Genomic DNA, 24974 nt, shown 5'->3' with positions numbered 1-24974 from the left:
TGCTTGAACACTGGCTGTTTTATTGGATAACCGTTGCCGGTTATCCTTTTTTTATTGTGACAACGTCACCCTGAAAACTCAGGCATCGCCGAAGAAACGCGCATCCAGCAGCTGCCGCAGCCGGTCCGACCGCGTGCCGAAGATGGCATGCACCTCGTGGCCGAGGATCACCACCCCGATCGCCCCCGCCTGCTGCAGCCCGGCAGAATCCACCGCCGCCAGCGAGTTGACCGTCACCCGCAGGCGGGTCAGGCAGGCATCAACCTGCACGATATTGTCGCGGCCACCAAAGCAGCGCAGCAGCTGGTCCAGCAGCGCACTGTCAACGGGGGCCTCCTCTGCCGGTCCGGCTTCCCGGCTGAAGTAGTGTTTAAACGATTTCAGACTCACCATCTCTCTCTCCTTCTGGACATAAAAAAAGGCGGGCCTGCGCCCGCCTGTGAATTCGCCGTTACAGCGGCGCGCGCAGCACGCGGCAGCCCCACGGCGGCAGGACCAGCGGCCCCGACAGCGGCGTGCCGTCCGTCAGGTCGCTGATGCCCGCCGGCAGCGTAATCGTGTGTTCAACCGCGGTGAAGTTCTGCAGGAAGATAAACGACTGCTCACCGTCGGTACGACGATGTGCAGTCACCCCCGGCGGGAATGTCACGTCAAGGGCGCGCGGCAGCGCCAGCTGCTTAATCAGCGCGCCGTAGAAGTCGCGGTGGAAGGTCAGATCGTTGCGCGAGGCGATGTACCACGCCTTACCGGCACCGACTTCATTAACCGTGACCGCCGGCTGACCGGCGTAAAAATCGCTCTGATAGCGGGCCAGCGCGGTGGCGCCCTCAAGATGGATCAGCTCGCAAAGCTCGCGCGCCTGGTACGGGCCGCTCAGCCCCAGCGCGTTGCCTTTGATGCCCTGAATACCGTTCGACTCCTCGTCGGTCAGGCTGTCAATCTCCTCCGCCCAGATGCCCAGCAGCGGCCTCAGCGGGCCGGGGAAGCCACCCAGATGGCAGAGATCGGTTTCATTCACCACGCCCGTCCAGTAGCTGGCAACGAACTGCCCGCCGTTGTGCAGGTGGCGCTCCACGCGTTCGGCAAAGCCGTCGCGCACCATATACAGCATCGGGGCGATCACCAGCGTATAAGGCGTCAGGTCGGCATCGGCGTTGATCACGTCAACGGCCACGCCCTGCTCCCAGAAGCTCCGGTAGTGCTCCACCACCGTGCGCTCATAGTGCAGGCCGATATTGCGCGGGCCTTGTGCGTTGTCCATCGCCCAGCGGCTTTCCCAGTCAAAGATAATTGCCACGCGGGCTTCCACGCGGCTGCCGAGCACCGGGGTCATGGCGTCCAGCATCCGGCCCAGCTCGCTGACCTCGCGGCCGATGCGCGTATCCAGATGACCCACGTGGTCGATCACCGCGCCGTGGAATTTCTCCACCGAGCCGCGGCTTTTACGCCACTGGAAATACTGCACCGCATCCGCGCCGTGCGCCACGGCCTGCAGCGAGGAAAGAATATGCATGCCCGGCTTTTTAAGCTTGCTGGTCGGCTGCCAGTTGGTGGCCCCCGGCGTGGACTCCATCAGCACGAACGGTTTGCCCTGCTTGAGGGTGCGCATCAGGTCATGGAACATCGCGGTGTAGCAGGCCAGCGTGGTGTCATCCTTCTCGTTGTGCCACGTCGGATAGCTGTCCCAGGAGATAAAGTCCAGCGCCTGCGACAGCTTCCAGTAGTCGTAGTCGTAGAAGTACTCCATAAAGTTGGTGGTGGCCGGCAGCTCCGGGTTAACCGCCTTCAGAGGCTTGATCTCCTGGGTGCAGAAATCGGTCACCTGGTCGGTCATAAAGCGCCGCCAGTCGAGGTTCAGTCCGTGGATGGACATCTCGCCCTGCGGTGAAGGCGAGGCAATCTGCGACCAGTCGGTATAGGTGTGGCTCCAGAAGTCACTCCACCAGGCGTGGTTCAGCTGTTCCAGCGTCTGATAGCGGCGCTGCAGCCAGTCGCGAAACGCCTGCTGGCAGCTGTCGCAGTGGCACTCGCCGCCGTACTCGTTGGAAATATGCCAGCCGATTACCGCCGGGTGATGGCTATAGCGCTCCGCCAGCTGACCGTTAATCGCCTGCACCTTCTGGCGGTACACCGGCGAGGTCATACAGTGGTTGTGTCGCCCGCCGTGCAGCGCCTTCACGCGATCGCGGCCCACGCGCAGCACCTCAGGGTATTTCTGCGACATCCAGGCCGGGCGCGCGCCGCTCGGCGTGGCGAGGAACACGCGGATGTTCTGTGCATACAGCTTGTCCAGCACGTTATCCAGCCAGCTGAAATCGTAGCGCCCCTCTTCCGGCTCCAGCTTGGCCCAGCTGAAGATGCCGACCGACATCACGTTGCAGTGGGCCTCCTTCATCATCGCCACATCTTCATCGATAATGCCCGGCGTGTGCGACCACTGCTCGGGGTTGTAGTCCGCGCCGTGCAGCAGGCGGGTCACCCCGGCCGCCAGCGGTGGGAATTTAGTCATACTTCTTCCTTAATGTGTCAGAGGTACCGGCCCGCAGGCCGGTCAATTAATGAAAAGCCTGGATGGACGGCAGCACTTTGCCGCGGCAGTCAAACAGCGCCTGGTTTTCACGGGCGTTGCCCTGCTTCCACTCGTCGTGGATGTACTTCATGCCTTCCGGCGTGGCCCAGGTATTGCCGCTGGCCGGGATCCAGGCCGGCTCCCAGTACACCACGCCCTTGCCACGATGATTCGGCACCGCCAGCACCGCCGACATCAGATCGTGCAGGTAGGCCGCCTGGCCGGCGACGGTTGCCGGGTAGCCGCCGTCTTTCTCTTCTTTCGCCTGGAAGCTGTTCTCGGCGCTGTCGCAGTTTTCCAGCGTGTAGCCATAGGCGGCTTCCACCACCATCACGTCTTTCTGATAGCGCTGGCTGATGTCATCCATATTGGCCTTCAGCGCGGAGATCGGTCCGTTCCAGTAGGTGTACATCGACAGGCCGATCACATCGAACGGCACCTGACGGCGGGTGATTTCATCGAACCACCAGCGGAACATGTCGTTTTTGGTGCCTTCCGCCAGGTGCAGCATGATCTTCACCTGCGACGGATCGCTGAGGTTCTCACGCAGGCCGGCGATGGCCGATTTCAGCAGGCCCGCCAGGCGATCAAACTCGCCGCCGTTCTGCCCCCAGCTTTTGCCTTCCGGCCACAGCATGCCGCCGTTCAGCTCGTTGCCGATCTGCACGATTTCCGGCAGCACGCCCTCGGCCTTAAAGCGGGCGATGGTGTCGCGGGTGTAGTCGTGAATGCGCGTTTCCAGCTGCGGGAAGGTCAGCTTTTCCCACGCTTTCGGCTTGAACTGCTTGCCCGGATCGGTCCAGAAGTCGCTGTAGTGGAAGTCGAGCAGCAGCTGCATCCCCGCCGCTTTGGCACGTTTGGCCAGCGCCAGCGTGGTGTTCAGATCGTTGGTGCCGCCGCCGTAGGCTTTGCCGTCAGGGTCATACGGGTCAACCCACAGGCGCAGGCGAATGGTGTTGATGCCGTTGGCCTTGAGGATGGCGATCGGGTCCTGTAACTGATTGTTGGCGTTATAGAACTTCGCGCCCTGCTTTTCCAGCTCCGGCAGCGTGGAGATATCCGCGCCCTTAACAAAATCCGCAGGCACCTGGCCGATCGGGGTGATAACCGACGGCGTGGCGGCGAGCAGAGGGGTCGCCCAGGCCAGTGCCAGGGCGATGAACAGTGATTTACGCTTCATGATTTATCCCTTTGTACTGCCTGATGTCAGGCCGGAAACGAAGTATTTTTGCAGCGCCAGATAGAGGATGGCGACCGGCACGGCGATCAGCACCGCTCCTGCGGCATAGGTGGTATAGCTGGCCCCCATTTTCTGCGACACGAGGTTGTACAGGCCGATGGGCAGCGTGAACTGATCCGGGCTGCGCAGAATGGTGCTGGAGAGGATGAAATCCCCCAGCGGGCCGGTGAAGGAGAACAGCGCCACCACCGCCAGAATTGGCTTCGACAGCGGCATAATGATCTCAATAAAGATGCGGAAGTTCCCCGCGCCGTCCATGCGCGCCGACTCGTCCAGGTCTTTCGGAATGGCGTCGAGGTAGCCCTTCATCAGATAGGTGTTCATCGGGATCATGCCGCCAACGTAAATCAGCACCAGCGCCAGGTGGCTGTTGATTAAGCCCAGCAGCTGCGACAGCACGAAGATGGCAATCAGCGCCGAGAACTGCGGGATCATCTGCAGCAGCAGGAACAGCATCAGCCCGTTCTGGCGGCCCTTAAAGCGGAATCGTGAAAAGGCATAGGCGGTACAGCTGACGCTGATCAGGGTCAGCACCATGGTAAAGAAACTGATTTTCATCGAGTTCCAGTACCAGCTCAGGTACGGCACCGTGCCGTTAAACAGATTGCGGTAGTGCTGCAGGGAGGCGTTTTCCGGAATGATCGAGCTGCTGAGCAGGCTGTTGCCCGCGTTCAGCGACGCGCCCACCGTCCACACCAGCGGATAGATAATAATAGTGGAGACGATCAGCACCACCAGCCAGGTCAGCGACAGGCGCACCCATTTTTCGCGTTTAATACTTACTGATTTCGCCATGACTGTGCCCTTACGCCATTTCATCTTGTTTGAACGATTTGGTGGCCCGGAACTGCCACAGCGCCACGCCGACCACAAAAATCGACAGCAGGATCGTAATGGTGGCGGCAATCGCATACTGCGAAGACGACATGGTCAGCTTGTAGATCCACGAAACCAGAATGTCGGTGCCACCGGCGTTTGACCCGGCCACCGCCGGGCCGCCGTTGTTAAACAGATAGATAATGTTGAAGTTGTTAAAGTTGAAGGTGTACTGGGTGATGATGATCGGCGCGATGGCGTACATCACCAGCGGCAGCGTGATGGTTTTCAGCCGCGTCCAGGCGCTGGCCCCGTCCATCATCGCCGCTTCGTACAGGTCGTCAGGGATCGCCTGCAGCACGCCGGTGGTCATGGCGAACACAAACGGGAAGCCAAGCCAGGTCTGCATCAAAATCAGCGCGGTTTTGGTCCAGAACGGATCGGTCATCCACGCCTTCGGCGCAATGCCGAAGAAGTCAAGAATCGAATTGTTGATCACGCCAAAGGTGTCGTTGAACATCCCGGCAAACACCAGAATGGTGACAAAGCCCGGCACCGCCCACGGCAGAATGAAAATGGTGCGGATCAGCGGCTTGAAGCGCAGATCTTTCTGGTTCACCAGAATCGCCAGCATCACGCCCACGCTACACTGTAACGTCGTTGCCAGCAGCGTCCAGACCACCGTCCACTGCAGTACGTCGAAGAAGGTGGAGCGCCAGATGGATAAGGTGAAGATATTGATAAAGTTCTTCATCCCCACCCAGTCAACCAGCTTCGCCGGCGGCGTGTGGTACAGGTTGTAGTTGGTGAAGGCGATGGCGAACCCGAACAGGATCGGGAACACCACCACAAACACCAGCAGGATAAACCCCGGGGTGATCATCAGATAGGGGAAGCCCTCGCGCAGCAGGATCTGATACTGCTTGCGCACCCCGTGCAGCTGCTCGCCGTTATCGCGGCGGCGACCGTTCAGCCACGCGTCGCGGAACGACAGCCCCCACAGCGTCAGGCCAAAGGCAATAATCAGCACGCTGATAATCCCCTCCGCCAGCAGGAAGATGGAGTTGTCGCGCGGCACCTCTTCCCCCAGCGTCACCAGTCCCCACAGCCCCTGCTGCAGGAAATCATGGAACACGCCGGCAAAGCTGGCGAGCAGGATTAAAAAGCACAATCCTTTCGCCCACTGGCGATGATAGAACTGGCCGAAGCCCGGCAGTAGCGCCAGCAGTACGCCCGTTACGGCGTGCTGCCGCGAGCGTTTGTTAAGCATCAGTTTTTCACTGGGGGAAATCATCACACCATTATCCTTCTTGCTTCCTGATTCGGGCCGCCATGCGACGCTGACTTACTGATTACTGGCCTGCATGGCTTCAATCTGCATGGTGATTTGCTTCACCGCGCCGTCGAGGGCGGCCTTCGGCTCCTGCTTGCCGGACACGCTCAGTTCCAGAGCGGCATTGGCCGGTCCCCACACTTCCTGCATTTCCGGTACGCCCGGCATGGCGGAGGCGCGTGCGGCCTGTACCGCAACGGCGTTAGCTTTCTCATCGTCTTTGATAATCGGGTCATTCATCAGCGCCAGCAGCGGTGGGATCTCCTGGGTTTTCTGATAGCGCTCTTTGACGTACTGCGGCTGGTTGATGAACTCGATAAACTGCTGCGCCAGCGCTTTATCCTTGCTCCAGGTGGACACCACATAGCCCTTCACGCCGAGGAATGAACTCATCGGTTTGCCGTTTGGCAGATCGGGCAGCGGTGCCACGCCGTAGTTGATGCCCGCCGCTTCATACGGCTGGAACGCCCACGGGCCGTTAATCACCGCCGCCGCTTTTTTCTCAGTAAACAGGGAATCGATGGCGTTCAGCCCGTTATCCCCGAGGATGCCGCCCGGCAGCAGGCCCTGGGTGAAGAAGCTCTTCAGGTAGGTCACGGCCTCTATGCTGCCCGGGGTGTTCAGGCCGATATCGTGGGTGTTCAGCCCGCCCTTGCCGTCCTTGCCGAAGATGTAGCCGCCCATCGGCGCAATCGCGCCCCAGCTGTAGTAAATCTGGTCGAACTTCGCCAGCAGGCCGTACTGTTTGGCTTCACGCTGCTTCTGCGAGAAGGTGCGGTACTCGTCGAGGGTTTTCAGCGGCGACGGCAGCAGATCCTTGTTATAAATCAGCACCAGAGTTTCAATCGCTTTCGGAATGCCGTACACCACGTTGTTCTGGATAAACGCGGCCATCGCCGACGGGGTATACGCCGCCTGATGCGCCGCATCCACGGTGATTGGCGATAGCAGACCCTGCACCACGGCGCTGCCGAGCTGGTCGTTCGGGATCACCAGTACATCGGGGCCGATACCGGCCGGGCCATCCAGACGCAGCTTCTCAATCTGCTGGGCGAAAGGCATCTCCTGCACTTTGACTTCAACGTTATGCTGCTTCTGGAAGTCGGCGATGGCGGTTTTGATGCCGTCCGATTTCTTAATATCTTCCCAGACGGTGAGCTGCTGCGCGGCGTAGGCGGCCTGCGTGGCCATCAGTGCGGACAGTAACAGCGAGATGCTCGTTTTCAATTTCATTGCTGACCTCATGTGAAGGTATGACATTTTTATGTTTTATCGCTGAGTTCGCAGGTCGTTAACCGGTGGAAATCAGCCTGTAGAGCGAGAGGAACCAAAACCTGTTGATGTCATACGCTACGCAAGAGCACCCGATCCCACCAGCCCATATTTATCAATGTGTGATCGGCATTGCATAAATCAAACTAGCCGGTAGGGTGCTTGTCATCAGGGGGTTATAGTCAACCCGCTTCCCACAACGGTTGAAGCGCTGAAGTGAAGATTTGTAATACGTAATACATTTAACCCTGAAAACATTCCCGATGAGGATCCGCATGTCCAGCATCAGACTGAGAAGCGTGAGCAAGAAGTTCGGCGCAACCGAAACGCTGAAAAATATTCAACTGGATATCGAAGCTGGCGAATTTGCCGTATTCGTTGGCCCTTCCGGCTGCGGCAAATCCACCCTGCTGCGGCTGATTGCCGGGCTGGAGGAAGTCAGCGGCGGCGAGATCCTGATTGGCGATGAGATGGTCAACGACGTCGCCCCCGCCCATCGCGGCGTGGCGATGGTGTTTCAGTCCTACGCGCTTTACCCGCATATGACCGTGGCGGAAAACATGGGCTACGGCCTGAAGGTCAACCGCGTACCGAAGGAGCAGATCCGCCACCAGGTGGAGATGGTTTCCAAAACGCTGCAGCTTTCCCACCTGCTGGACCGCAAACCGAAGCAGCTCTCCGGCGGGCAGCGCCAGCGCGTGGCGATTGGCCGGGCGATTGTGCGCAACCCGAAGGTGTTTATGTTCGATGAGCCGCTGTCAAACCTGGACGCCGAGCTGCGCGTTGAGATGCGCCTGCACATCGCCAAGCTGCATCAGGAACTGAAAACCACCATGGTCTATGTGACCCACGATCAGGTTGAGGCGATGACCCTGGCCGATAAGATTGTGGTGATGAACTACGGCAAGGTTGAGCAGGTCGGCTCGCCGATGGCCCTCTACTACAATCCGGTTAACCGCTTTGTGGCGAGCTTTATCGGCTCACCGAAGATGAATTTCCTGCCCGCTCAGGTCGTGGAGTGCAGCGCTACCGGGCTGCTGGTCAGCATTAACGATGGGCAAAGCACCCTGGCGCTGCCTGCCCCGCAGCGGCTGCTGCAGCCGGGTGAGGCGCTGACGCTGGGTATCCGCCCCGAGCATCTGCGCATTAACAGCGACGCCCCGCTACAGCTGGACTTCCACTGCGAGGTGGTGGAGCGGCTGGGCAACAACACCTATCTGTTCGGTCAGAGCTACGGCCACGACGGCTTTAAAATGCTGCTGCCCGGCGATGTTTCCTTCCGCCCTTATCAGTCGCTGCGCCCGTCCTTCTATCCGCACCAGTGCATGGTCTTTGACAGCGAAGGGCTGCGCGTCAGCGCCGATATTGAGATCCCGCAGGATCAGGCGGCGTAATGCCGCCGGTTGTTTTACGCGGCCCGTATTAACCACTGAAGCAATCTGGCTGTGAGTAAAATCATTTAGCCTGAAGGGATTTAGCGCCAATAAAAAACCAGACCATGAGGGTATCGGCACTTCTGCCGGGGCATCATGGACTGGTAGCCCGCTTTGATTTTGATGTCTCCCTGTACTGTGAACCCGCCCTCGCCGCGGCATGACGGCCCCTCCTGTCTTTTATCGCCCTGATTCTCGGGGTTGAGATTCAACTCGCTTGTACAGGTATCATTTTTGTTACACCTCAATAACAAATTAAAAACACATAAAAAACATAAAAACTCAGACCTCATCAAAATATAACCACGTGCTCATCTTTCGTTCTACAACCGCCGATACACTCCAATTATCAACTGAGCCTTACCCTACTTTTTATAACGACCTATAAATAAATCAGGAGATAAAATGGCGATCGCGATCAAGGATATCAGCGTTAAAGATATTCGTTTCCCAACGTCCAGAAACCTCGACGGTTCTGATGCGATGAATGCAATATCTGATTATTCCGCAACGTATGTCACCCTGATAACCGATCGGGAAGATTTAAAAGGCTACGGACTGACCTTTACTATTGGCCGGGGAAACGATCTCTGCGTCAGCGCAGTAAAGTCTTTAGCTGAATTATTTGTTATTGGCCGCACGCTGGAAGAGATCACCGCTAATTTTGGTCAGTTCTGGCACGAGCTGGTTTCCGGTGATTGCCAGCTGCGCTGGGTCGGGCCGGAAAAAGGCGTTATTCATTTAGCCACCGCGGCAATTATTAATGCGCTCTGGGATCTGTGGGCGCGCTCGGAAAATAAAACCGTGTGGAAACTGCTGGTGGATATGAAGCCGGAAGAGGTGGTGAAGTGCATCGATTTCACCTACATCACCGACGTGTTAACCCCGGAAGAGGCGCTGACCCTGCTGCGCCGCGTCGAGAGCGGCAAAACGCAGCGCGAGCAGGAGATGTTTGAATACGGCTTCCCGGGCTATACCACCGCCGCAGGCTGGCTGGGCTACTCGGAAGAGAAAATGCGCCAGCTGGCGCGCCAGGCGGTCGCCGATGGCTGGACGCACCTGAAGCAAAAAGTCGGGGCGGATCTGGAACAGGACATGCGGCGTGCGGCCATTCTGCGCGAGGAACTGGGCTGGGACCGCAAGCTGATGATGGACGCCAACCAGATCTGGGGCGTAGACCAGGCCATTGCGGCGATGCGCAAACTGGCACAGTTCGATCCGCTGTGGATTGAGGAGCCAACCAGCCCGGATGATATTCTCGGCCATGCGGCGATTAAGGCGAGGATCGGTGATATCGGCATTGCCACCGGCGAGCACGCCCACAACCGCGTGATGTTTAAACAGTTCTTCCAGGCCGGTGCCATGGACTTCTGCCAGCTCGATCCGGCCCGCCTCGGTGGCCTGAACGAGGTGCTGGCGGTGGTGCTGATGGCGGCGAAATTTGGCGTGCCGGTTTGCCCGCACGGCGGCGGTGTTGGCCTGTGCCAGTATTCGCTCAATATCGTGCTGTTCGATTATATCGCGGTATCCGCCTCGCTGGAAAATCGCGTGCTGGAATATGTCGATCATTTACATGAAAACTTTGAAGAGCCTTTAATCATTAAACGCGGAAGATATTATCCGCTACAGCAACCGGGCTATGGCGTGAAAATGAAAGCGCAAACATTACTGGATTACTCATGGCCTGATGGCCGCGAATGGTTAAAGTAAAAAACTCTCATTATTAATCCTGTCAATTTTCTGCTATCCCGCCATTAAATAATGGCGGGATAGCAGAATGCCTTATGACGTTATTATCGAAGAGACCGACTGCATAACACTCAACGTGGAAGCACTCCTATGAGTCAGACTGAAGATGATAAAGTTGTTAATTCGGCAGTACGTAAATCTATTATCCGCCTGCTGCCGTTTCTGGCACTGATGTATGTTATGGCCTATTTAGATCGCGCCAATATTGGTTTTGCCAAAGAGGCATTCCAGGTGGATACCGGTTTAAGTAATGCCGCCTACGCGTTTGGTGCCGGGGTGTTTTTTATCGGCTATGCGCTGTTCGAAGTGCCCAGCAACATTCTGCTGTATAAAGTGGGTGCCCGGGTGTGGCTTTCCCGCATCATGGTGACCTGGGGGCTGATCTCTGCGGCGATGATGTTCGCCCACGATGAGCAAACCTTTATCATCCTGCGCTTCTTCCTCGGCGCGTCCGAGGCCGGTTTTATGCCGGGCGTGATGCTGTATCTCACCTTCTGGTTCCCGTTGAACGTCCGCGCTAAGGTGGCCGGTTACTTCTGGTTTGGCCCGCCGATCGCCTTTATCCTCGGCGGCCCGGCATCCGGCGCGCTGTTAACCATCCACGATATGTGGGGCTTACACAACTGGCAGCTGATGTTCCTGGTGGAAGGATTACTGGCGGCGTTCGTTGGCGTGGTGGCCTATTTCTATCTGGACGATAAGCCTGCCGACCGGCGCTGTAAGTTCCTTAACGAAGAAGAGAAGCAGGCACTCAGCCGGGTAATTGAGAAAGAAGAGAAGGCCAAGGTCAACCACGGCCCGCAGGGGATCCTGAAAGCCCTGTGCGATCCGCGCGTGCTCTACCTGTGCATGATCTGCTTTACCATCCAGGTGGGTTCCTACGGCATTGCGTTCTTCCTGCCTTCGCAGGTAGCCGCCCTTTCCGGCCAGAAAGTCGGCTTTATCGTCGGCGTGCTGTCCGGCATTCCCTGGCTCTGCGCCCTGTTTGCGGCCTGGTACATTCCGCACCTGTCGACGAAGCGCAAAGAAAGGCGCTGGATCGGCACTATCACTCTGCTGTGCGGCGGCCTGGGTGTGGCGCTGTCGGGGATGTTAGCGGCAACGCCGGTCTGGGCATTTGTCGTGCTGTGCATCGGCTGCGCTGGCCTGCTGGCGGTGCAGCCGATCTACTGGACCTTCCCCACCAGCTATCTGGGCGGTGCGGCGGCGGCGTCAGGGATTGCGCTGATCAACTCGCTGGGCAATCTGGGCGGTTTTGTTGCACCGAATATCCGCGTATGGGCCGAAAACACCTTCAATTCATCGGCGGCGGGGCTGTATCTGCTGGGCGCGATTGCCATTCTCGGTGCGCTGATGCTGTCCGGGGTGTTCCGCATCGGCATCCGCCGCGATCTGGACAGCCCGGCACCGGACAAAAACCGGGATGCACCAGCGGAAAACAGCGCGACGCTGACTTCGGGCTCGCTGAAGTAACGATGAAAGGAAACTACCCCGCCGATGCGGGGTATTGTTTTAACCCGGCCGGAACGCGTTCGATTTCCGCTCCGGCCGGGGAAAATAATCAACGGGGCGTATGTTCAGGCACGCGCAATGCCGCTTCCGACCAGCACTGCTGCATTCTGTCCGTGGCTGCCTGGAAACGCTGCGTCCACTGCTGCAGATAGTCCGACCGCTCTTTTTGCTGACGCTCGCGGGTGGACGGATCGCTGCTGAAGGTGCCCCACTGGCTCTGCACGGCCTTACTCTCATTCGTCAGGCTGTCCGTTTCGGCACGGCACTGCGGAATAACGATGTTGTCGAAATCAGCCACCGACACGCCGTAATCCCGGTAGATACTTAACATGCGATAGCGGTCATCGCTGCCGTCGGCATAATTTTTGGCGTTGTTATAGACTTTCATATCCAGCGCCGAGCTGCTGCGAAAATCCATCTCAATTGGATCAAGCACGGCGGACGTCGCTGTTAAATGGTAGGTTTTCACTTCACCGGCGGCGGCAGATGGTGCGGCACCGGGCTGCGCATTCACCGCTGGCTGTTGCTGGCTGGCACTCGCCGCTACGCCGGTACGGCAGTCATAAAGACTGGCATCAAATCTTGGCTTCATGCTGCCTTTCACCGAGGTGAAGATAAAGCTGAGGAACCCGTTGGCCTCGCTTTTACGGTAGAAGGAGGTGGTGCCGTCCTGCTCCTGCTTAACGTTCATAAACTCCCTGCCGCGCGGTGAAATAAATTCACTGTTCATATCACCCAGCCCGTAAAAACGTTCGAAGTGAATGATAAAGCTGTCGCCGTTATCGGTGACGCGCAGCCGGTTTGGCTGGGTTTTCTGGTTGGTGATGTACTGGTCGACAGCGTCTTTACTGTAGGTGACCTGCACCTGGCAGGAGCGTTCTACCGACGCCTGGCCCGCACTCGCTACGGGTGCTGCACTCTGAGCAACGGGTGCGGCCTGTGGTACTGGTGCAACGGCTGCCGGTACAGCAGACTGAGGCTGGCTGCCGGAAACCGCCGCCGACTGTGCGCTGCCGCTGACAATCGCATTCAGGTCGTTCACGCGGTTCGCGTAGGCGTTTTGCAGCTCGGTGAATGACGTGGACTTATTACGAACCTCTTTTAACCATGCCAGCTGCGATTTTCTGATGGCGGCTTTATTATCCGGGTTTTGCTTAATGGCCTGGCCGTATAAGCCGCTGACTTTATCGTCCAGCGCCGACAGCGCGGGCGTTGAGCAGATGGTTTGTTCAACATAGCCGCTGGCTTTATTACAATCGAAGCCGGCAGCGAAAGACGCTGAACTAAAAATAACACCCGTAACAGCTAATGCAGCGAGACTCAATTTCTTATTCATATAAAGTCCGATTAATATTGTTTTGCTGGTGAAGCATTATATTCCGACAAACTCACAGGGGCGTTTGTGGAAAGTCTTATTATTTAAACTGACTGATTTAACGATGCCTTGCGGTTGAAAATTAAAAATATCTCTATTATATTCCGTTAGTTATGTCAAAGCGCTGCTGCTGGCTTCCCCATTCAGAATACGCCCGCGATTGTATAGTATGCCCGCGTCACCCTGCTACATAATTTTACTCAAGCAGGTTCTGACTCGACTGGCGGTCTGACTTCATGAATAAATGACTTAACGATAATGGCCGTAAACGTACCGGATGAAAAAGTTTTCACTGTTCACCATCACTCAGATAAATAATCAATGCGGGTAGCACATACCTTAAGGGGTATATCAATTGATGCAGCAATTTCTGGTTTCGACCTGCCAGCGATTAATCCGACCAATTCTGGGCACTGCATTGTTAAACGATCCATCCGGAATGCTCATGTTCGGGCAGGGCTATGTCACCAGAACGGTCAGTCCCTGATTGGTTCCTGCACCGTCTGTACCCCTCCCCGGCATAATGACCCCGATCACAGAAATCACTTCTGCATTTTGTAATCGATTACTTTTGATCGTAGTTTGTAATCGATTACTTATTAATAACAGGATGAAAATTGATGAAAAATTTGATGGCAACGGTGGGCCTTTTGGCGGCCCTGAGCACCGCGTCTGGCCTGGCTTCGGCGGCGCAGGTGGATGATGAAATCGCGCTGCAAATGTATACGCTGCGCAATGTCGGTACACCAGCCGAGCAGTTCGCGATGGCGCACAAGGCGGGCTTTAAGCATGTGGAGCTGGTCGGCACGCACGATCTGAATGCTGCACAGCTGAAGGCGCTGCTGGAGAAAAATCAGCTGACGGTTACCTCTTCACACGTCCAGCTGAAGGCGCTGGAGCAGGACTATCAGCAAACCGTGGCCTTTAACAAGGCGGTAGGCAACAGCACCATCGTGGTGCCGTGGATTGAACCGCAGGATCGCCCGGACAGCACCCAGGGCTGGATCGACTACGCGCAGCGGCTGGATAAACTGGGCGCGAAGCTTCACAAGGACGGCATCCAGCTGGGCTACCACAACCATAATTTTGAAATGAAGAAGTACGACGGCGTCACCGCGCTGGACATCATCTTTAAGCACTCGCAGCCCGCCAACCTGAAGCTGGAAATGGACGCGGCGTGGGTATCGCGCGGTGGTCAGGACCCCGCACGTATTCTGAAAGAGTATCCGGGCCGCGTGTTTGCTATTCACGCCAAGGATAATGCCTCGATCGGCATCCGCGATGACGAAATGAACTTTGCCCCGCTGGGCGAAGGTCTGCTGGACTGGAAAACGATTCTGCCTGCCGCGAAGGCCAGCGGCGTGAAGTGGTTTATCATCGAACACGATAAGCCGAAGGATGCCTGGAGCATCATCACCACCTCGCTGAAAAATCTGCGCGCCGCGCTGGAAAGCCTGCCGAAATAACCGCAGGTGGGCGGTCCCTGAAACGGGGACCGCATACCGTCCGAACCCGCGCCGCTATTTATCCCCGCAGGTTTGCGCCTTATCAACGGGTTTAGCGCGATGTTGGCCCGCCAGCACCCGCGTTAACCGCGAATTCTTTTCACTCGCCCTTTCCCCAATGATTACTATATGATTGCCGCCGGTCGTTAAGAACGATAACTATTTTCATTCAGATACTCCGTCTCTCTTTCATGTCCGCACAAATCTGCGGTTGTTGGGATGCCACATTGTCAGCGTTTGAGCGTTACTACACCGAACTGTTCCGCTTTCTGAGCGGCAAACTGCGGGATAAGCATCTGGCGGAAGAACTTACCCAGGAGACGTTCAGCCGCGCGCTGGCCTCCCCGGAACAGGTTTCCTCGCACCGCGGCCTGCTTTACCATATCGCCAGAAATCTGCTGGTCGATCGCTATCGCCTGCAAAAACAGCATGAAGATGCGCCGGATGTGGATACCGACGAGCTGGCGGCACCCGGTCACGAACAGCCCGACAGCCTGCTGGAAAACCAGCAGTATGTTGACCACATCGTCGCTGCCATAGAGCAGTTGCCACCCCGCTGCCGCGAAGCCTTTATCCGCCATCGCATTGACGGCCAGTCGCAGAGTGACGTCGCGGCCAGCATGGGGATTTCAATCAACATGGTGGAAAAACACATTATTCGCGCCATGCTGGCCTGCCGCGCCAGCCGTGACAGCTGGCGGGATGAAAAACAGGGAGGTCACAATGACGACGCAGGATAAGCAGGCAATAGCTGAACAGGCAATCCGCTGGCTGCTTCGCCAGCAGGAAGGCCTGAGCCTGAGCGAACAGGATGCGTTCCAGCGCTGGCTGCAAACCCCGGCACACCGTGCAGAGTATGAAGACCTGAGGGGACTGTGGCAGCAAACGGCGGCCATCCCCGCCGGAGCGGTAGATCATCTGCGCCCTGCCCCCGTTCGCCGTACCTTCTGGCGGCCCGTCGTGTACGGCTGTGCACTGGTTCTGCTGGCGGCGGTGCTGTGGCTGCCGCTGCGCGATGAGTTTGCCGCCCCGGTTTACAGTGCCAGCTGGCAGACCGGTCGCGGCGAGATGCGCACCGTCGATCTCCCCGACGGCAGTCGGATCTCGCTGGATGCCGGCACGCAGCTGACCGTGCGCTATTACCCCCGCCGCCGGGAAGTGGAGATGCCGCAGGGGCAGGCTTTCTTCCAGGTGGCACATAGCCCGCAGCAGCCCTTTGCGGTGTTCAGCGGCCCGTCGCGCGTGACCGTGGTGGGTACCGAATTCAGCGTGCGCTACCTGCCGCATACCCTGAGCGGCGACGGCACCGATGTGGCGGTCCGCAGCGGCGCGGTGCGCGTTGGCCCGCGCGGCAGCTGGCAAAACGGCTGGTGGCGGGCGATGCAGCATTTGCATCTGCCGCAGGCCCGTGCGCATCTGGCCGTGCTCCACGCTTCCGAACGTGCGACAGGCGATGCCGAAGGGCGTCTGGTTAAGCGAACCCCCCTGCCTGCCGACAGCATCGCCGCCTGGCGGGATGACCGCATCGTGCTGGACAACGCACGGCTGGACATGGCGCTGGCGGAGTTTGCCCGCTACGGCGAGGTGTCCATCAAAGCGGATTCACCGACCGTTGCCGCGCTGAGGGTGAGCGGGAGTTTTGACACCGACCGCGCCGCGAGCTTTGCGAAATCGCTGCCGCTGGTGCTGCCGGTGAAAATAAAAACCATTAAAAATCAGCAGGCTATTGTTTTATCCGCCGCTGAACAAAAAAATAATTAAAACGGACGTCAGGGTTTAGCCGTGCGCTGCGTCTTCAGAAGAGAATGATTATTATTCATCTTAAATCTGGGGATTATGAATGGCCGTTTTTTCTGCTCTACGCTCGTTTCGTACACAGCACCTTGCCGTGGTGATTGCGGCAGCGCTGCCGGTCTGCAGCACTTACGCGGCGTCAGCCCTGTCGGTTTCTCTGCCCGCGCAGCCGCTGTCAACGTCGCTGAACCAGCTGGCGAGGCTGGCGGGCGTTCAGCTGATTGCCGCACCGGCATCGCTTGACGGCAAAATGGCCCCGGCGGTGAGCGGCACCCTGTCGCTGGAAAGCGCCCTGGACCGCGTGCTCAGCGGCAGCGGCCTGACGTGGAAGCTGATCGGCGGCACCGTCTCCGTCACCCCTTCCGCCTCGGCCGACGGCACGCTCACCGTAACCGCCAGCGTGAATAACGCCGACGCCGTGCCGCAGCAAACCCTCAGCGCCACCAAAACCGATACCCCGCTGATCGAAGTGCCGCAGTCGGTGTCGGTAATTACCCGCCAGCAGCTGGATAGCCAGAACGTGCAGACCGTTACCGAGGCGCTGCGCTACGTGCCGGGCGTGAAAACCGAAACCTACGGCGTTGACCCCAAGGGCTACGACTGGATTTACATTCGCGGCTTCAACGCCCTGACCACCAATGACTATCGCGACGGCCTGCGCCAGCTGAACAACAGCTACAGCTATTTCCGCACCGAGCCCTACGCGCTGGAGCGCGTGGACGTTGTCCGTGGCCCCTCTTCCACGCTGTTCGGCCTGGGCGATGCGGGTGGGATTATCAACCGCGTCAGCAAAATGCCGGACGCGCGCGGCGTGCATGAAGTGGAAGTGCAGCTGGGGAATTTCAACCGCCGCCAGGCACAGTTTGATATGAGCGACAAGCTGGACGAGGACGGCGAGTGGCTGTATCGCGTGGTCGGCCTGGCGCGCGACAGCGATACCCAGTTCCAGTATCGCGACGGGCCGCACGTGGAAGACAACCGCGTTTACCTGGCGCCAACGGTGACCTGGATCCCCTCGGCGGACACCAGCCTGACGCTGCGTGCCGATTGCCTGCGCGACACCTCCGGCGGCACCATCGCCGTACTCACCACGCCGGGCGGCAAAGCCACCGACACGCTGCTGGGCGACTACAGCTACAACCGCTTCCGCCAGGAGCAGTACAGCGTTGGCTACGAATTCAGCCAGCAGCTGGCGGAAAGCGTCAAGTTCCGCCAGAACCTGCGCTACGGCCAGACCGACACGATTTTAAACAACCTGCTGGCGGGCGATCCGGACTTCACCACGGACAGCGTCTCGCGCAACGCCATTCGGTTTGACGAGCACATGAAGGCCTTTAACCTCGACAACCAGCTGCAGATGGATTTCAACACGGCGTCGGTCGCGCACACGCTGCTGGCCGGGGTGGATTACAGCTGGCTGGACGGGAACGCCAAACGCTTCAGCGCGGTGGCACCGGCCCTGAGCCTGAGCAACCCGGTCTACGGGCTGGATATTGCCGACCCGACCAACGCGGTGAACAACAACGATCAAACCACCCAGCAGCTGGGCGTCTATCTGCAGGATCAAATCCGCCTGACGGACCAGTGGCTGTTAACGCTGGGCGGGCGCCATGACGATATCAGCATGCGCACGCAGAACAACCTGACCAGCAGCACCTCGTGGATCGATAAAGACGCCTGGACCGGCCGTGCGGGGCTGACTTATCTGCTCGGTAACGGCGTGGCACCGTACATCAGCTACGCCGAGTCGTTTGTACCTAACAGCGGCACCGACAGCCAGAACCGCACCTTCGATCCCAGCAAGGCGCATCAGTATGAGGTGGGGGTGAAATACCAGCCGGACAGCAACCTGCTGATGACCCTGGCCGCGTTTGAAATCACCAAATCCAACGTGCTGACCAATGAGATCGTCAACGGCAGCGCAACCGGCTATCAGATCGCCTCCGGCGAAGTGCGTTCCCGTGGGATCGAGTGGGAAACCCAGGCGAAGCTGACGGATAACCTTGATGCGCTGGCGTCTTACAGCTGGACGGATGCGGAAATCACTAAAAGCAACAACGGCGACGAAGGTAAGCAGCAGGCGAACGTGCCGAAAAACATGGCCTCCGCGTGGCTCAACTACGGCTTCCATCAGGGGCTGTTTGACGGGCTGATGCTGAGTTCCGGCGTGCGCTACGTCGGCAGCATGTACGGCGATAACGCTAACACCGTCCAGGTTAAGAACTTCACCCTGGTGGATGCCGGTGCGAAATACCAGGTGAACAAAAATATCCAGGTCGGCGTCAACGTGCAGAACCTGTTTGACCGCCACTACGTGGGCACCTGCGACGGTGATACCAGCTGCTACCCGGGCCAGGAGCGCACCTTTATCGGCTCGCTGAAACTGAACTTCTGATGTCCGGGTTCAGCCGCCGTGGCTGTCTGAAAATGCTGCTGATGCTGCCGCTGGCGGCGCGTGCGGGTTTGCCGACGGTGAACCCGCAGCGTATCGTGGCGATTAACTGGGCGGCGGCGGAAACGCTGCTCAGTATCGGCGTGACGCCGCTGGCGATTTCGGACACCGGCTATTTTCGCCGGCGCATCCCGCAGCCGGCGTTGCCTGCCAGCGTACAGGACATCGGGCCGTTCTGGGAACCCAATATGGAACTGCTCGACGCCCTGCGGCCATCGCTGATTATCAGCGATGTGCTTTCCGCGCCGGTGATGGCCAAAATGGCGGCCATTGCCCCGCTGGAAACGGTCACGGCCTGGTATGCCTCGGGCAAACCGTGGCAGGCGCTGCACGACTGGACGCAGCAAACCGGGCGGCGGCTTGGCGCTGAGGCCGCCGCCACGCGCTGGCTGCAGCTGGTGGCGGGGGAACTCAACGACTTACGCCTGCGTCTCGCGGCACGCCAGCAGGCGCGGGTGCTGGTGATGGTGCTGGATCAGGACGGCAGGTACGCGACGATCTACGGCCGCGGCAGCCTGGCGGATGCGGTTATCCGCCAGCTTGGCCTGCGTAACGCCTGGCAAAAAGCGGTCAACGCTGCGCACATTGCCCGTGTACGCATCGAGGAACTGGCGGATCTGCCCTGCGACCGGCTGTTTTACACCGAGCTGCCCACGGTGATGACGCGGCTGAGGCGCGCCAGGCAGCCCGACGGCCTGTGGCAGCAGCTGCCGCTGCTTAAAAGTGACCGCGTCACGCATCTGGACCGTTTTTTCCCGTTTGGCGGACTGGCGACCGGGCTGGCGCTGGCCGGGGATATGACCCGGGCGCTGGAGGCGGAGCAATGAAGTCCGTTACCGCCGCCGTTATTCTGCTTCTCTGCTTTGCCGCCGCGCTGGCCTGCGTGGCGATCAATTATTTCGCGCTGATGGCACGCTACCCGCCGTCGCTTTCAAGCCTGCTGCTGGACCAGAGCTTTCTGCCGCGCGTTGCGGTCAGCCTGCTGTGCGGCGCGGGCCTGGCGCTGGCCGGATTACTGTTTCAGCAGGTGCTGCAAAATCCGCTGGCGGAGCCGGGCACGCTTGGCGTGGCCGCCGGGGCTAACCTGGCGATGTCCGCCGCCCTGGTCTTCGCGCCCGGTCTGCTGACCCTCGGCCTGCCCGTTATGGCGCTCTGCGGCTCGGCAATCGCCGTTCTGCTGTTAATGAAACTCGCCGCCGGTCGTCGCTTCGCACCGCTCAGCGTGATCCTGGTGGGGATGGTGCTCAGCCTGTACGGCAACTCGCTGAATACCCTGCTGGTGCTTTTTAATCACGACTACCTCAGCGATCTGTTCAGCTGGCAGGCCGGTGCGTTAACGCAAAGCGGCTGGCGGAGCGGTATTGTGCTGGCGCTCGCGCTGTGCGCAGCACTGTTTATCAGCCTGCTGTTGAACAGGCCGCTGACCGTTCTAGGCCTGTCGGAGCAGCAGGCCAGCGCGCTGGGGATTTCGGTGGTGAAGGTGCGCATTGCGGCGCTGAGCGTGGCGGTGGTGCTCAGTGCCATCATCACCAGCCAGGTGGGGATTATCAGCTTTATCGGCCTGGCCGCGCCTGCCATCGTCAGGGCCAGCGGCATCCGGCGCTTTCAGCATCAGCTCTTCGTCACGGTGCTGTCCGGCGCGGTGATGCTGACGCTGGTCGATCAGCTGGCGCTGCATTTTTCCCCCGCCGCCGGGGATATTCCGGCGGGGGCGGTCACCGCTCTGCTCAGCGCACCGCTGCTGCTGGTACTGCTGTTACGCCAGCGGGTAACGGGATCGCCCGTCGTGCAGCCTGCCGGCCCGGCCGTCGCCGATTTTAAAATCCGTCAGCTGGGCATTCTGCTGCTGCTGTTAGCGCTGGCGCTGCCCGCCTCGCTGTGGCTTAACCGGGAACCGCCGGGCGCGCTGACCTCACACCTGCTGGCCTGGCGCTGGCCGAGAATAACCGGTGCGCTCTGTGCCGGGATGATGCTGGCCTGTGCGGGCGTGCTGATCCAGCGGCTGACCGGCAACGTCATGGCCAGCCCGGAGCTGACCGGTATCAGCAGCGGTGCCGCGCTGGCGGTGCTGCTGACCGTGCTGCTGACGCCGCTGCCGATGACCATGATGCTCGCCCCGGCGATAGCGGGCAGCCTGCTGGCGATGCTGCTGCTGTTTGTGTTTGGCGCACGCAGCCGGTTTAACCCGCAGAAGGTGGTGCTGATCGGCTTGAGCCTGACCAGCCTCGCCGGGGCGCTGAATACGATCCTGATGCTGAGCGGGGATCCGCGTGCCCTGATGCTGCTGAACTGGAGCACCGGTTCTACCGCCGGGATTGATGTGCACATGGCCGTTGAATCGGTGATTGCCGCTGCCGTGCTGTGCCCGCTGGCGCTGCTGATGCAGCGCTGGCTGCAGCTTCTCGGCCTCGGCCAGCTAACCGCGCAGTCGCTGGGAGTCAGCCTGCGCCGGACTAACCTGCTGGTGCTGCTGCTGATATCCCTGCTCACCGCCGCCGGGACGCTGCTGGTGGGGCCGCTGAGCTTTATCGGCCTGCTGGCCCCGCAGTGCGCCAGGTCGCTGGGCGCGCGGGCGCTGCGCCATCAGCTCTGTGCCGCCGCGCTGATTGGCGGAACGCTGATGGTGCTGGCCGACTGGCTGGGGCGCAATATCGCCTGGCCCTGGCCGGTTTCCGCCGGGCTGCTCACCGCGTTTATCGGTGCGCCCTGGTTTCTGTGGCAGTTTTCCAGGAAGGCGAGCCGCTAAGCCTTTTTGAAATAGTGGTCGGTCAGAATTTCCGCGCCGTCATCGATCGCTTTCAGAATCAGCTTTTCGCAGGTTTCCCCATCGCCCGTCTCTAACGCGTCCAGCAGCAGGTCGTAGTTATGATGCCCCTGCGCCATCTCCGTTGACTGCGGGTAGAGATAGTTAAAGCAGGGGCCAATCTGCACCCACAGCTGCTCAATGATCGCCTCCAGCGTCGGCATTTTCGCACAGGCGTAGAGCGTAAACCGAAACGCGCGGTTGGCTTCCAGCGCCGTTTCAACGTCACCGTTCAGCTTGGCCTGCATAAAGCGCGTGCAGAGTTTTTTTAACGCCGTCAGCTGCTTTTTCGTCACCAGCGGCGCGGCGGTCCTTACCGCCAACCCTTCAAGCTGCTTACGGATCAGCGTAATCTCCTGATAGCGCGCCAGCGAGATCTCCGGCACCAGAAACGCCGCAGCGGGCGTGGCGTCCAGCGCCCCGGCGGAAACCAGACGCAGCAGCGCTTCGCGCACCGGCGTGATGCTGGTCCCCAGCTGTGCCGCCAGATCGCGGGTCACCAGCCTGGCACCCGGCTTCAACTTCCCCACAATCAGCGCGCTGCGCAGCGTGGATTCAATCTGCGCGGTCAGGCTCATTCGCTGCGCTTTTTCCATCTCAATCATGCTGTTTAGTCCTTTCCCGGATATCGCAAATGGTTATTTAATTTTAATGTTTTATTGCTACTCAACCTGATTATAGGATATATCATGTATTACAAAAACACAGCATTGTCCTCACAGTATTCACTCTTTTCACTACCTTGCCGATGGCAATTTGGGAAAACGTTATGAGACTACCTGCAGTGAAGTTTGCCACTACCGCATTGCTTTTTGCTCTGCTGCCCGCCGGTGTGCAGGCGGCGGAGATCACCATTGGCCAGGCGGCATCCGCCACGGCGATGGATCCCGGTTTTCTGAAAGAATCCGCCACGCTGGTGGATAATATCTTCGATACCCTGGTGCGTCGCGGGGACGACATGTCGCTGCAGCCGGGCCTGGCTACCGAATGGAAAGCCCTCGACGCCACCACCTGGCTGTTCACCCTGCGCCCGGGCGTGAAATTTACCGACGGCGAGCCGGTGAATGCCGAAGCGGTGAAGTTCTCCATCGACCGTATTCTCGACCCCGCTAATCACGCGCCGACCATCTCCTACATCCGCACGATTAAATCCGTTGAGGCAGTCGGCGATAATCAGGTCCGCATTACCACCAACGGCCCGGATCCGCTGCTGCCAACGCGGATGAGCCGCTATCCGGCCTATATCGTCCCGCCTGCCTACGTGAAGAAAGTCGGGGCCAGCGAGTTTGCCCGTAAGCCGGTCGGCAGCGGTGCCTACAGGCTGGAAAGCTTTATTCCGGATGAAAAAGTGGTGATGGTTGCCAATGACACTTACTGGCGCGGTAAACCGACCATCGATAAGGTCACCTGGCGTCCGATCCCGGAAGCGACCGCGCGCCTGACCGCGCTGCTGACCGGCGAAGTCCAGCTGATTGAGAACGTACCGGCCGATCTGGTTCCGGCGCTGAAAAATCGCCCGAACGTGGAACTGGAGCAGGTGAAAGGCGGGGGCCTGACCATCTATCTTGGCCTGAAGGATGAGGAAAAACCGCTTAACGACGTGCGCGTTCGCCAGGCCCTGTCGCTGGCGCTGAACCGCCAGGCCTATACCCAGCAGCTGCTGCACGGATTCGGTACGCCGACCGGCACCACCGCCGGGGCGAATGACTTTGGCTATCTGCCGGTGCCGGCCACCGTGCAGGACGTGGCAAAAGCGAAGTCCCTGCTGGCGGAAGCCGGTTACCCGAACGGCTTCACCCTGCGCTTCCAGGCACCGCGCCGCTATATCGCCAGCGCCGACGTGGCGCAGGCCATCGTGCAGGATCTGGCGGCCATCGGCGTGAAAGCCCAGCTGGAAGTGCCGGAGTGGTCGGTCTACACCCAGCAGGTGGCGGCGCAGAAGCAGGCTCCGGTCTATATGCTGGCCTGGGGTTCAACGCAGACCCTGGATGCCGACGCCGCGCTGTTCCCGATCCTGCGCAGCGGCGAGCCTTACTCCACCGTGCATGATGCCGAACTCGACAAGCTGCTTGACCAGAGCCGCCAGATTGTTGATCCCGCAGCGCGTAAAAAGGTGCTGGAGCAGATCCAGCAGCGCGTCGCCGACCAGCAGCCGCTGCTGCCGCTGTATCGCGAGGATACCCTTTACGCGCACAGCAATTCGCTGGTGTTCAAAGGCCGCGTGGATGCCCGCATCCCCCTGTATGACCTGAGGCTGAAATGATTGCACCGACCGCCGTGCTGCGCCGTCGCCCAAGGCGACTGATCTATGGGGATGCCGTGATTGGCGCGACCCTGCTGGTCGCGGTTATCGCCGCCGCACTGCTGTCGCCGTGGCTGCCTCTGCCCGATGCGTTAAGTAATAATCTGCTGGAAATCTTCCTGCCGCCGGGTAGCCCCGGCGCGCAGGGTACCCACTGGCTGGGCACCGACCAGCTGGGCCGCGATCTGCTGTCGCGCATACTTTCCGGCACGCGGCTTTCGCTGCTGGTGGTGGTGCTGGCGGCGCTGATCGGCGCGGTCATCGGCACCACGCTGGGGATGGTGGCGGGCTATCTTGGCGGCTGGGTCGATGCGCTGCTGATGCGCCTGATCGACATCCAGCTGGCCATTCCGTTTATTTTGCTGATCCTGCTGGTGATTGCCCTGATGGGGGCGTCGCTGACCAATATCATTGTGATTATGGGCTGCACCAGCTGGGCGATCTATGCCCGCGTGGCCCGCGCCAAAACGCTGGAAATCCGCGAGCTGGAATATATACAGGCGGCGCGGGCGATGGATTTTTCAACCCTGCGCATCCTGTTCCGCCACATTCTGCCGAATCTGTTTACCCCGCTGGTCGTGCTGCTGACGCTGGATATTCCCCGGCTGATCGTGCTGGAAGCCTCGGTTGGATTTCTCGGTATGGGGATTCAGCCACCCACGCCGACGCTGGGTAATCTGATTGGTGAAGGGCGCTCCTATATGCTGCTGTCGCAGTGGCTGGTGCTCTATCCGGGGCTGGTGATTGCCGCTCTGGTGATCGGCTGCAACCTGCTGGGCGATGCCCTGCTGCGCCGCACGCACACGAGGCTGGATTAAG

Annotated in this window: 19 protein-coding genes; 11 read left to right on the top strand and 8 right to left on the bottom strand. The window is 59.4% G+C overall.

Annotated features, from left to right (window positions below; all coding sequences use genetic code 11):
- Positions 1 to 78: 78 nt before the first annotated feature.
- Genes PGH32_RS22465 through PGH32_RS22440 form a run of 6 tightly spaced genes read right to left on the bottom strand, consistent with a single transcriptional unit; the run spans position 79 to position 7191 of the window.
- On the bottom strand, positions 79 to 393 hold the full coding sequence (locus PGH32_RS22465; RefSeq protein ID WP_337895208.1) for a glucose PTS transporter subunit EIIB: 315 nt from the start codon (positions 391 to 393) through the stop codon (positions 79 to 81).
- Between the two features lie 58 nt (positions 394 to 451).
- Positions 452 to 2509 (bottom strand): beta-galactosidase, encoded by a 2058-nt coding sequence (locus PGH32_RS22460; protein ID WP_314419096.1) that lies wholly within the window; start codon positions 2507 to 2509, stop codon positions 452 to 454.
- A 46-nt stretch (positions 2510 to 2555) separates the two neighbouring features.
- A complete protein-coding gene (locus PGH32_RS22455) occupies positions 2556 to 3749 on the bottom strand; it encodes a glycoside hydrolase family 53 protein (protein ID WP_123333524.1) in 1194 nt (397 codons plus the stop codon).
- 3 nt (positions 3750 to 3752) lie between these two features.
- The gene (locus PGH32_RS22450; protein WP_123333526.1) at positions 3753 to 4604 is read right to left on the bottom strand and encodes a sugar ABC transporter permease; all 852 of its coding nucleotides are present in this window, start codon (positions 4602 to 4604) and stop codon (positions 3753 to 3755) included.
- A gap of 10 nt (positions 4605 to 4614) precedes the next feature.
- The gene (locus PGH32_RS22445; protein ID WP_123333529.1) at positions 4615 to 5919 is read right to left on the bottom strand and encodes a carbohydrate ABC transporter permease; all 1305 of its coding nucleotides are present in this window, start codon (positions 5917 to 5919) and stop codon (positions 4615 to 4617) included.
- A 51-nt stretch (positions 5920 to 5970) separates the two neighbouring features.
- Complete coding sequence (locus tag PGH32_RS22440; protein WP_314419093.1) at positions 5971 to 7191, bottom strand: extracellular solute-binding protein; 1221 nt, start codon at positions 7189 to 7191, stop codon at positions 5971 to 5973.
- Between the two features lie 314 nt (positions 7192 to 7505).
- Here PGH32_RS22440 and PGH32_RS22435 point away from each other — a divergent pair, with 314 nt between their 5' ends.
- The 3 genes from PGH32_RS22435 to PGH32_RS22425 all read left to right on the top strand — a co-directional run bounded on the left by PGH32_RS22435 (position 7506) and on the right by PGH32_RS22425 (position 11885).
- Entirely contained in the window at positions 7506 to 8624 is a 1119-nt protein-coding gene (locus tag PGH32_RS22435; protein ID WP_314419090.1) for an ABC transporter ATP-binding protein, read from the top strand.
- Positions 8625 to 9068: 444 nt separating this feature from the next.
- On the top strand, positions 9069 to 10373 hold the full coding sequence (locus PGH32_RS22430; protein WP_337895207.1) for an enolase C-terminal domain-like protein: 1305 nt from the start codon (positions 9069 to 9071) through the stop codon (positions 10371 to 10373).
- 129 nt (positions 10374 to 10502) lie between these two features.
- Positions 10503 to 11885, top strand: coding sequence for an MFS transporter (locus PGH32_RS22425; RefSeq protein ID WP_337895206.1), 1383 nt, complete (start codon positions 10503 to 10505; stop codon positions 11883 to 11885).
- Positions 11886 to 11973: 88 nt separating this feature from the next.
- Here PGH32_RS22425 and PGH32_RS22420 read toward each other — a convergent pair whose 3' ends face one another.
- Positions 11974 to 13260 (bottom strand): lysozyme inhibitor LprI family protein, encoded by a 1287-nt coding sequence (locus tag PGH32_RS22420; protein WP_337895204.1) that lies wholly within the window; start codon positions 13258 to 13260, stop codon positions 11974 to 11976.
- 659 nt (positions 13261 to 13919) lie between these two features.
- Between PGH32_RS22420 and PGH32_RS22415 the strand changes: the two genes are divergently transcribed.
- From PGH32_RS22415 to fhuB, 6 genes are all read left to right on the top strand, one after another.
- Positions 13920 to 14765, top strand: a complete 846-nt coding sequence (locus tag PGH32_RS22415; RefSeq protein ID WP_337895203.1) for a sugar phosphate isomerase/epimerase family protein — start codon at positions 13920 to 13922, stop codon at positions 14763 to 14765.
- 266 nt (positions 14766 to 15031) lie between these two features.
- Positions 15032 to 15544 (top strand): RNA polymerase sigma factor, encoded by a 513-nt coding sequence (locus PGH32_RS22410; protein ID WP_123333544.1) that lies wholly within the window; start codon positions 15032 to 15034, stop codon positions 15542 to 15544.
- The gene (locus PGH32_RS22405; RefSeq protein ID WP_337895202.1) at positions 15528 to 16565 is read left to right on the top strand and encodes a FecR family protein; all 1038 of its coding nucleotides are present in this window, start codon (positions 15528 to 15530) and stop codon (positions 16563 to 16565) included. The genes PGH32_RS22410 and PGH32_RS22405 overlap by 17 nt, the downstream gene beginning before the upstream one ends.
- A gap of 79 nt (positions 16566 to 16644) precedes the next feature.
- Entirely contained in the window at positions 16645 to 18993 is a 2349-nt protein-coding gene (locus PGH32_RS22400) for a TonB-dependent siderophore receptor (protein WP_337895201.1), read from the top strand.
- Positions 18993 to 19877, top strand: a complete 885-nt coding sequence (locus PGH32_RS22395; protein ID WP_337895200.1) for an ABC transporter substrate-binding protein — start codon at positions 18993 to 18995, stop codon at positions 19875 to 19877. Before PGH32_RS22400 ends, PGH32_RS22395 begins: the two co-directional genes overlap by 1 nt.
- On the top strand, positions 19874 to 21796 hold the full coding sequence (gene fhuB / locus PGH32_RS22390; RefSeq protein ID WP_337895199.1) for a Fe(3+)-hydroxamate ABC transporter permease FhuB: 1923 nt from the start codon (positions 19874 to 19876) through the stop codon (positions 21794 to 21796). The genes PGH32_RS22395 and fhuB overlap by 4 nt, the downstream gene beginning before the upstream one ends.
- Here fhuB and PGH32_RS22385 read toward each other — a convergent pair.
- Complete coding sequence (locus tag PGH32_RS22385) at positions 21793 to 22458, bottom strand: GntR family transcriptional regulator (protein ID WP_123333551.1); 666 nt, start codon at positions 22456 to 22458, stop codon at positions 21793 to 21795. The genes fhuB and PGH32_RS22385 overlap by 4 nt on opposite strands.
- A 164-nt stretch (positions 22459 to 22622) precedes the next feature.
- Here PGH32_RS22385 and PGH32_RS22380 point away from each other — a divergent pair, with 164 nt between their 5' ends.
- Positions 22623 to 24116: an ABC transporter substrate-binding protein gene (locus PGH32_RS22380; RefSeq protein ID WP_337895198.1), complete on the top strand. Its 1494-nt coding sequence runs from the start codon at positions 22623 to 22625 to the stop codon at positions 24114 to 24116.
- Positions 24113 to 24973, top strand: a complete 861-nt coding sequence (locus tag PGH32_RS22375; RefSeq protein WP_314419075.1) for an ABC transporter permease — start codon at positions 24113 to 24115, stop codon at positions 24971 to 24973. Before PGH32_RS22380 ends, PGH32_RS22375 begins: the two co-directional genes overlap by 4 nt.
- The last annotated feature ends 1 nt before the right edge of the window (position 24974 follow it).

It is taken from the genome of Erwinia sp. SLM-02 (assembly GCF_037450285.1).
Lineage (GTDB): Bacteria > Pseudomonadota > Gammaproteobacteria > Enterobacterales > Enterobacteriaceae > Erwinia.
The sequence above is the reverse complement of the archived record's forward strand: the minus strand, read 5'-3'. Positions and strand labels throughout refer to the sequence as shown.

Coding starts and splice junctions, on each gene's coding strand:
- PGH32_RS22465 (WP_337895208.1), bottom strand. CDS start 393: ATGGTGAGTCTGAAATCGTTTAAACACTACTTCAGCCGGGAAGCCGGA.
- PGH32_RS22460 (WP_314419096.1), bottom strand. CDS start 2,509: ATGACTAAATTCCCACCGCTGGCGGCCGGGGTGACCCGCCTGCTGCAC.
- PGH32_RS22455 (WP_123333524.1), bottom strand. CDS start 3,749: ATGAAGCGTAAATCACTGTTCATCGCCCTGGCACTGGCCTGGGCGACC.
- PGH32_RS22450 (WP_123333526.1), bottom strand. CDS start 4,604: ATGGCGAAATCAGTAAGTATTAAACGCGAAAAATGGGTGCGCCTGTCG.
- PGH32_RS22445 (WP_123333529.1), bottom strand. CDS start 5,919: ATGATTTCCCCCAGTGAAAAACTGATGCTTAACAAACGCTCGCGGCAG.
- PGH32_RS22440 (WP_314419093.1), bottom strand. CDS start 7,191: ATGAAATTGAAAACGAGCATCTCGCTGTTACTGTCCGCACTGATGGCC.
- PGH32_RS22435 (WP_314419090.1), top strand. CDS start 7,506: ATGTCCAGCATCAGACTGAGAAGCGTGAGCAAGAAGTTCGGCGCAACC.
- PGH32_RS22430 (WP_337895207.1), top strand. CDS start 9,069: ATGGCGATCGCGATCAAGGATATCAGCGTTAAAGATATTCGTTTCCCA.
- PGH32_RS22425 (WP_337895206.1), top strand. CDS start 10,503: ATGAGTCAGACTGAAGATGATAAAGTTGTTAATTCGGCAGTACGTAAA.
- PGH32_RS22420 (WP_337895204.1), bottom strand. CDS start 13,260: ATGAATAAGAAATTGAGTCTCGCTGCATTAGCTGTTACGGGTGTTATT.
- PGH32_RS22415 (WP_337895203.1), top strand. CDS start 13,920: ATGAAAAATTTGATGGCAACGGTGGGCCTTTTGGCGGCCCTGAGCACC.
- PGH32_RS22405 (WP_337895202.1), top strand. CDS start 15,528: ATGACGACGCAGGATAAGCAGGCAATAGCTGAACAGGCAATCCGCTGG.
- PGH32_RS22400 (WP_337895201.1), top strand. CDS start 16,645: ATGGCCGTTTTTTCTGCTCTACGCTCGTTTCGTACACAGCACCTTGCC.
- PGH32_RS22395 (WP_337895200.1), top strand. CDS start 18,993: ATGTCCGGGTTCAGCCGCCGTGGCTGTCTGAAAATGCTGCTGATGCTG.
- fhuB (WP_337895199.1), top strand. CDS start 19,874: ATGAAGTCCGTTACCGCCGCCGTTATTCTGCTTCTCTGCTTTGCCGCC.
- PGH32_RS22385 (WP_123333551.1), bottom strand. CDS start 22,458: ATGATTGAGATGGAAAAAGCGCAGCGAATGAGCCTGACCGCGCAGATT.
- PGH32_RS22380 (WP_337895198.1), top strand. CDS start 22,623: ATGAGACTACCTGCAGTGAAGTTTGCCACTACCGCATTGCTTTTTGCT.
- PGH32_RS22375 (WP_314419075.1), top strand. CDS start 24,113: ATGATTGCACCGACCGCCGTGCTGCGCCGTCGCCCAAGGCGACTGATC.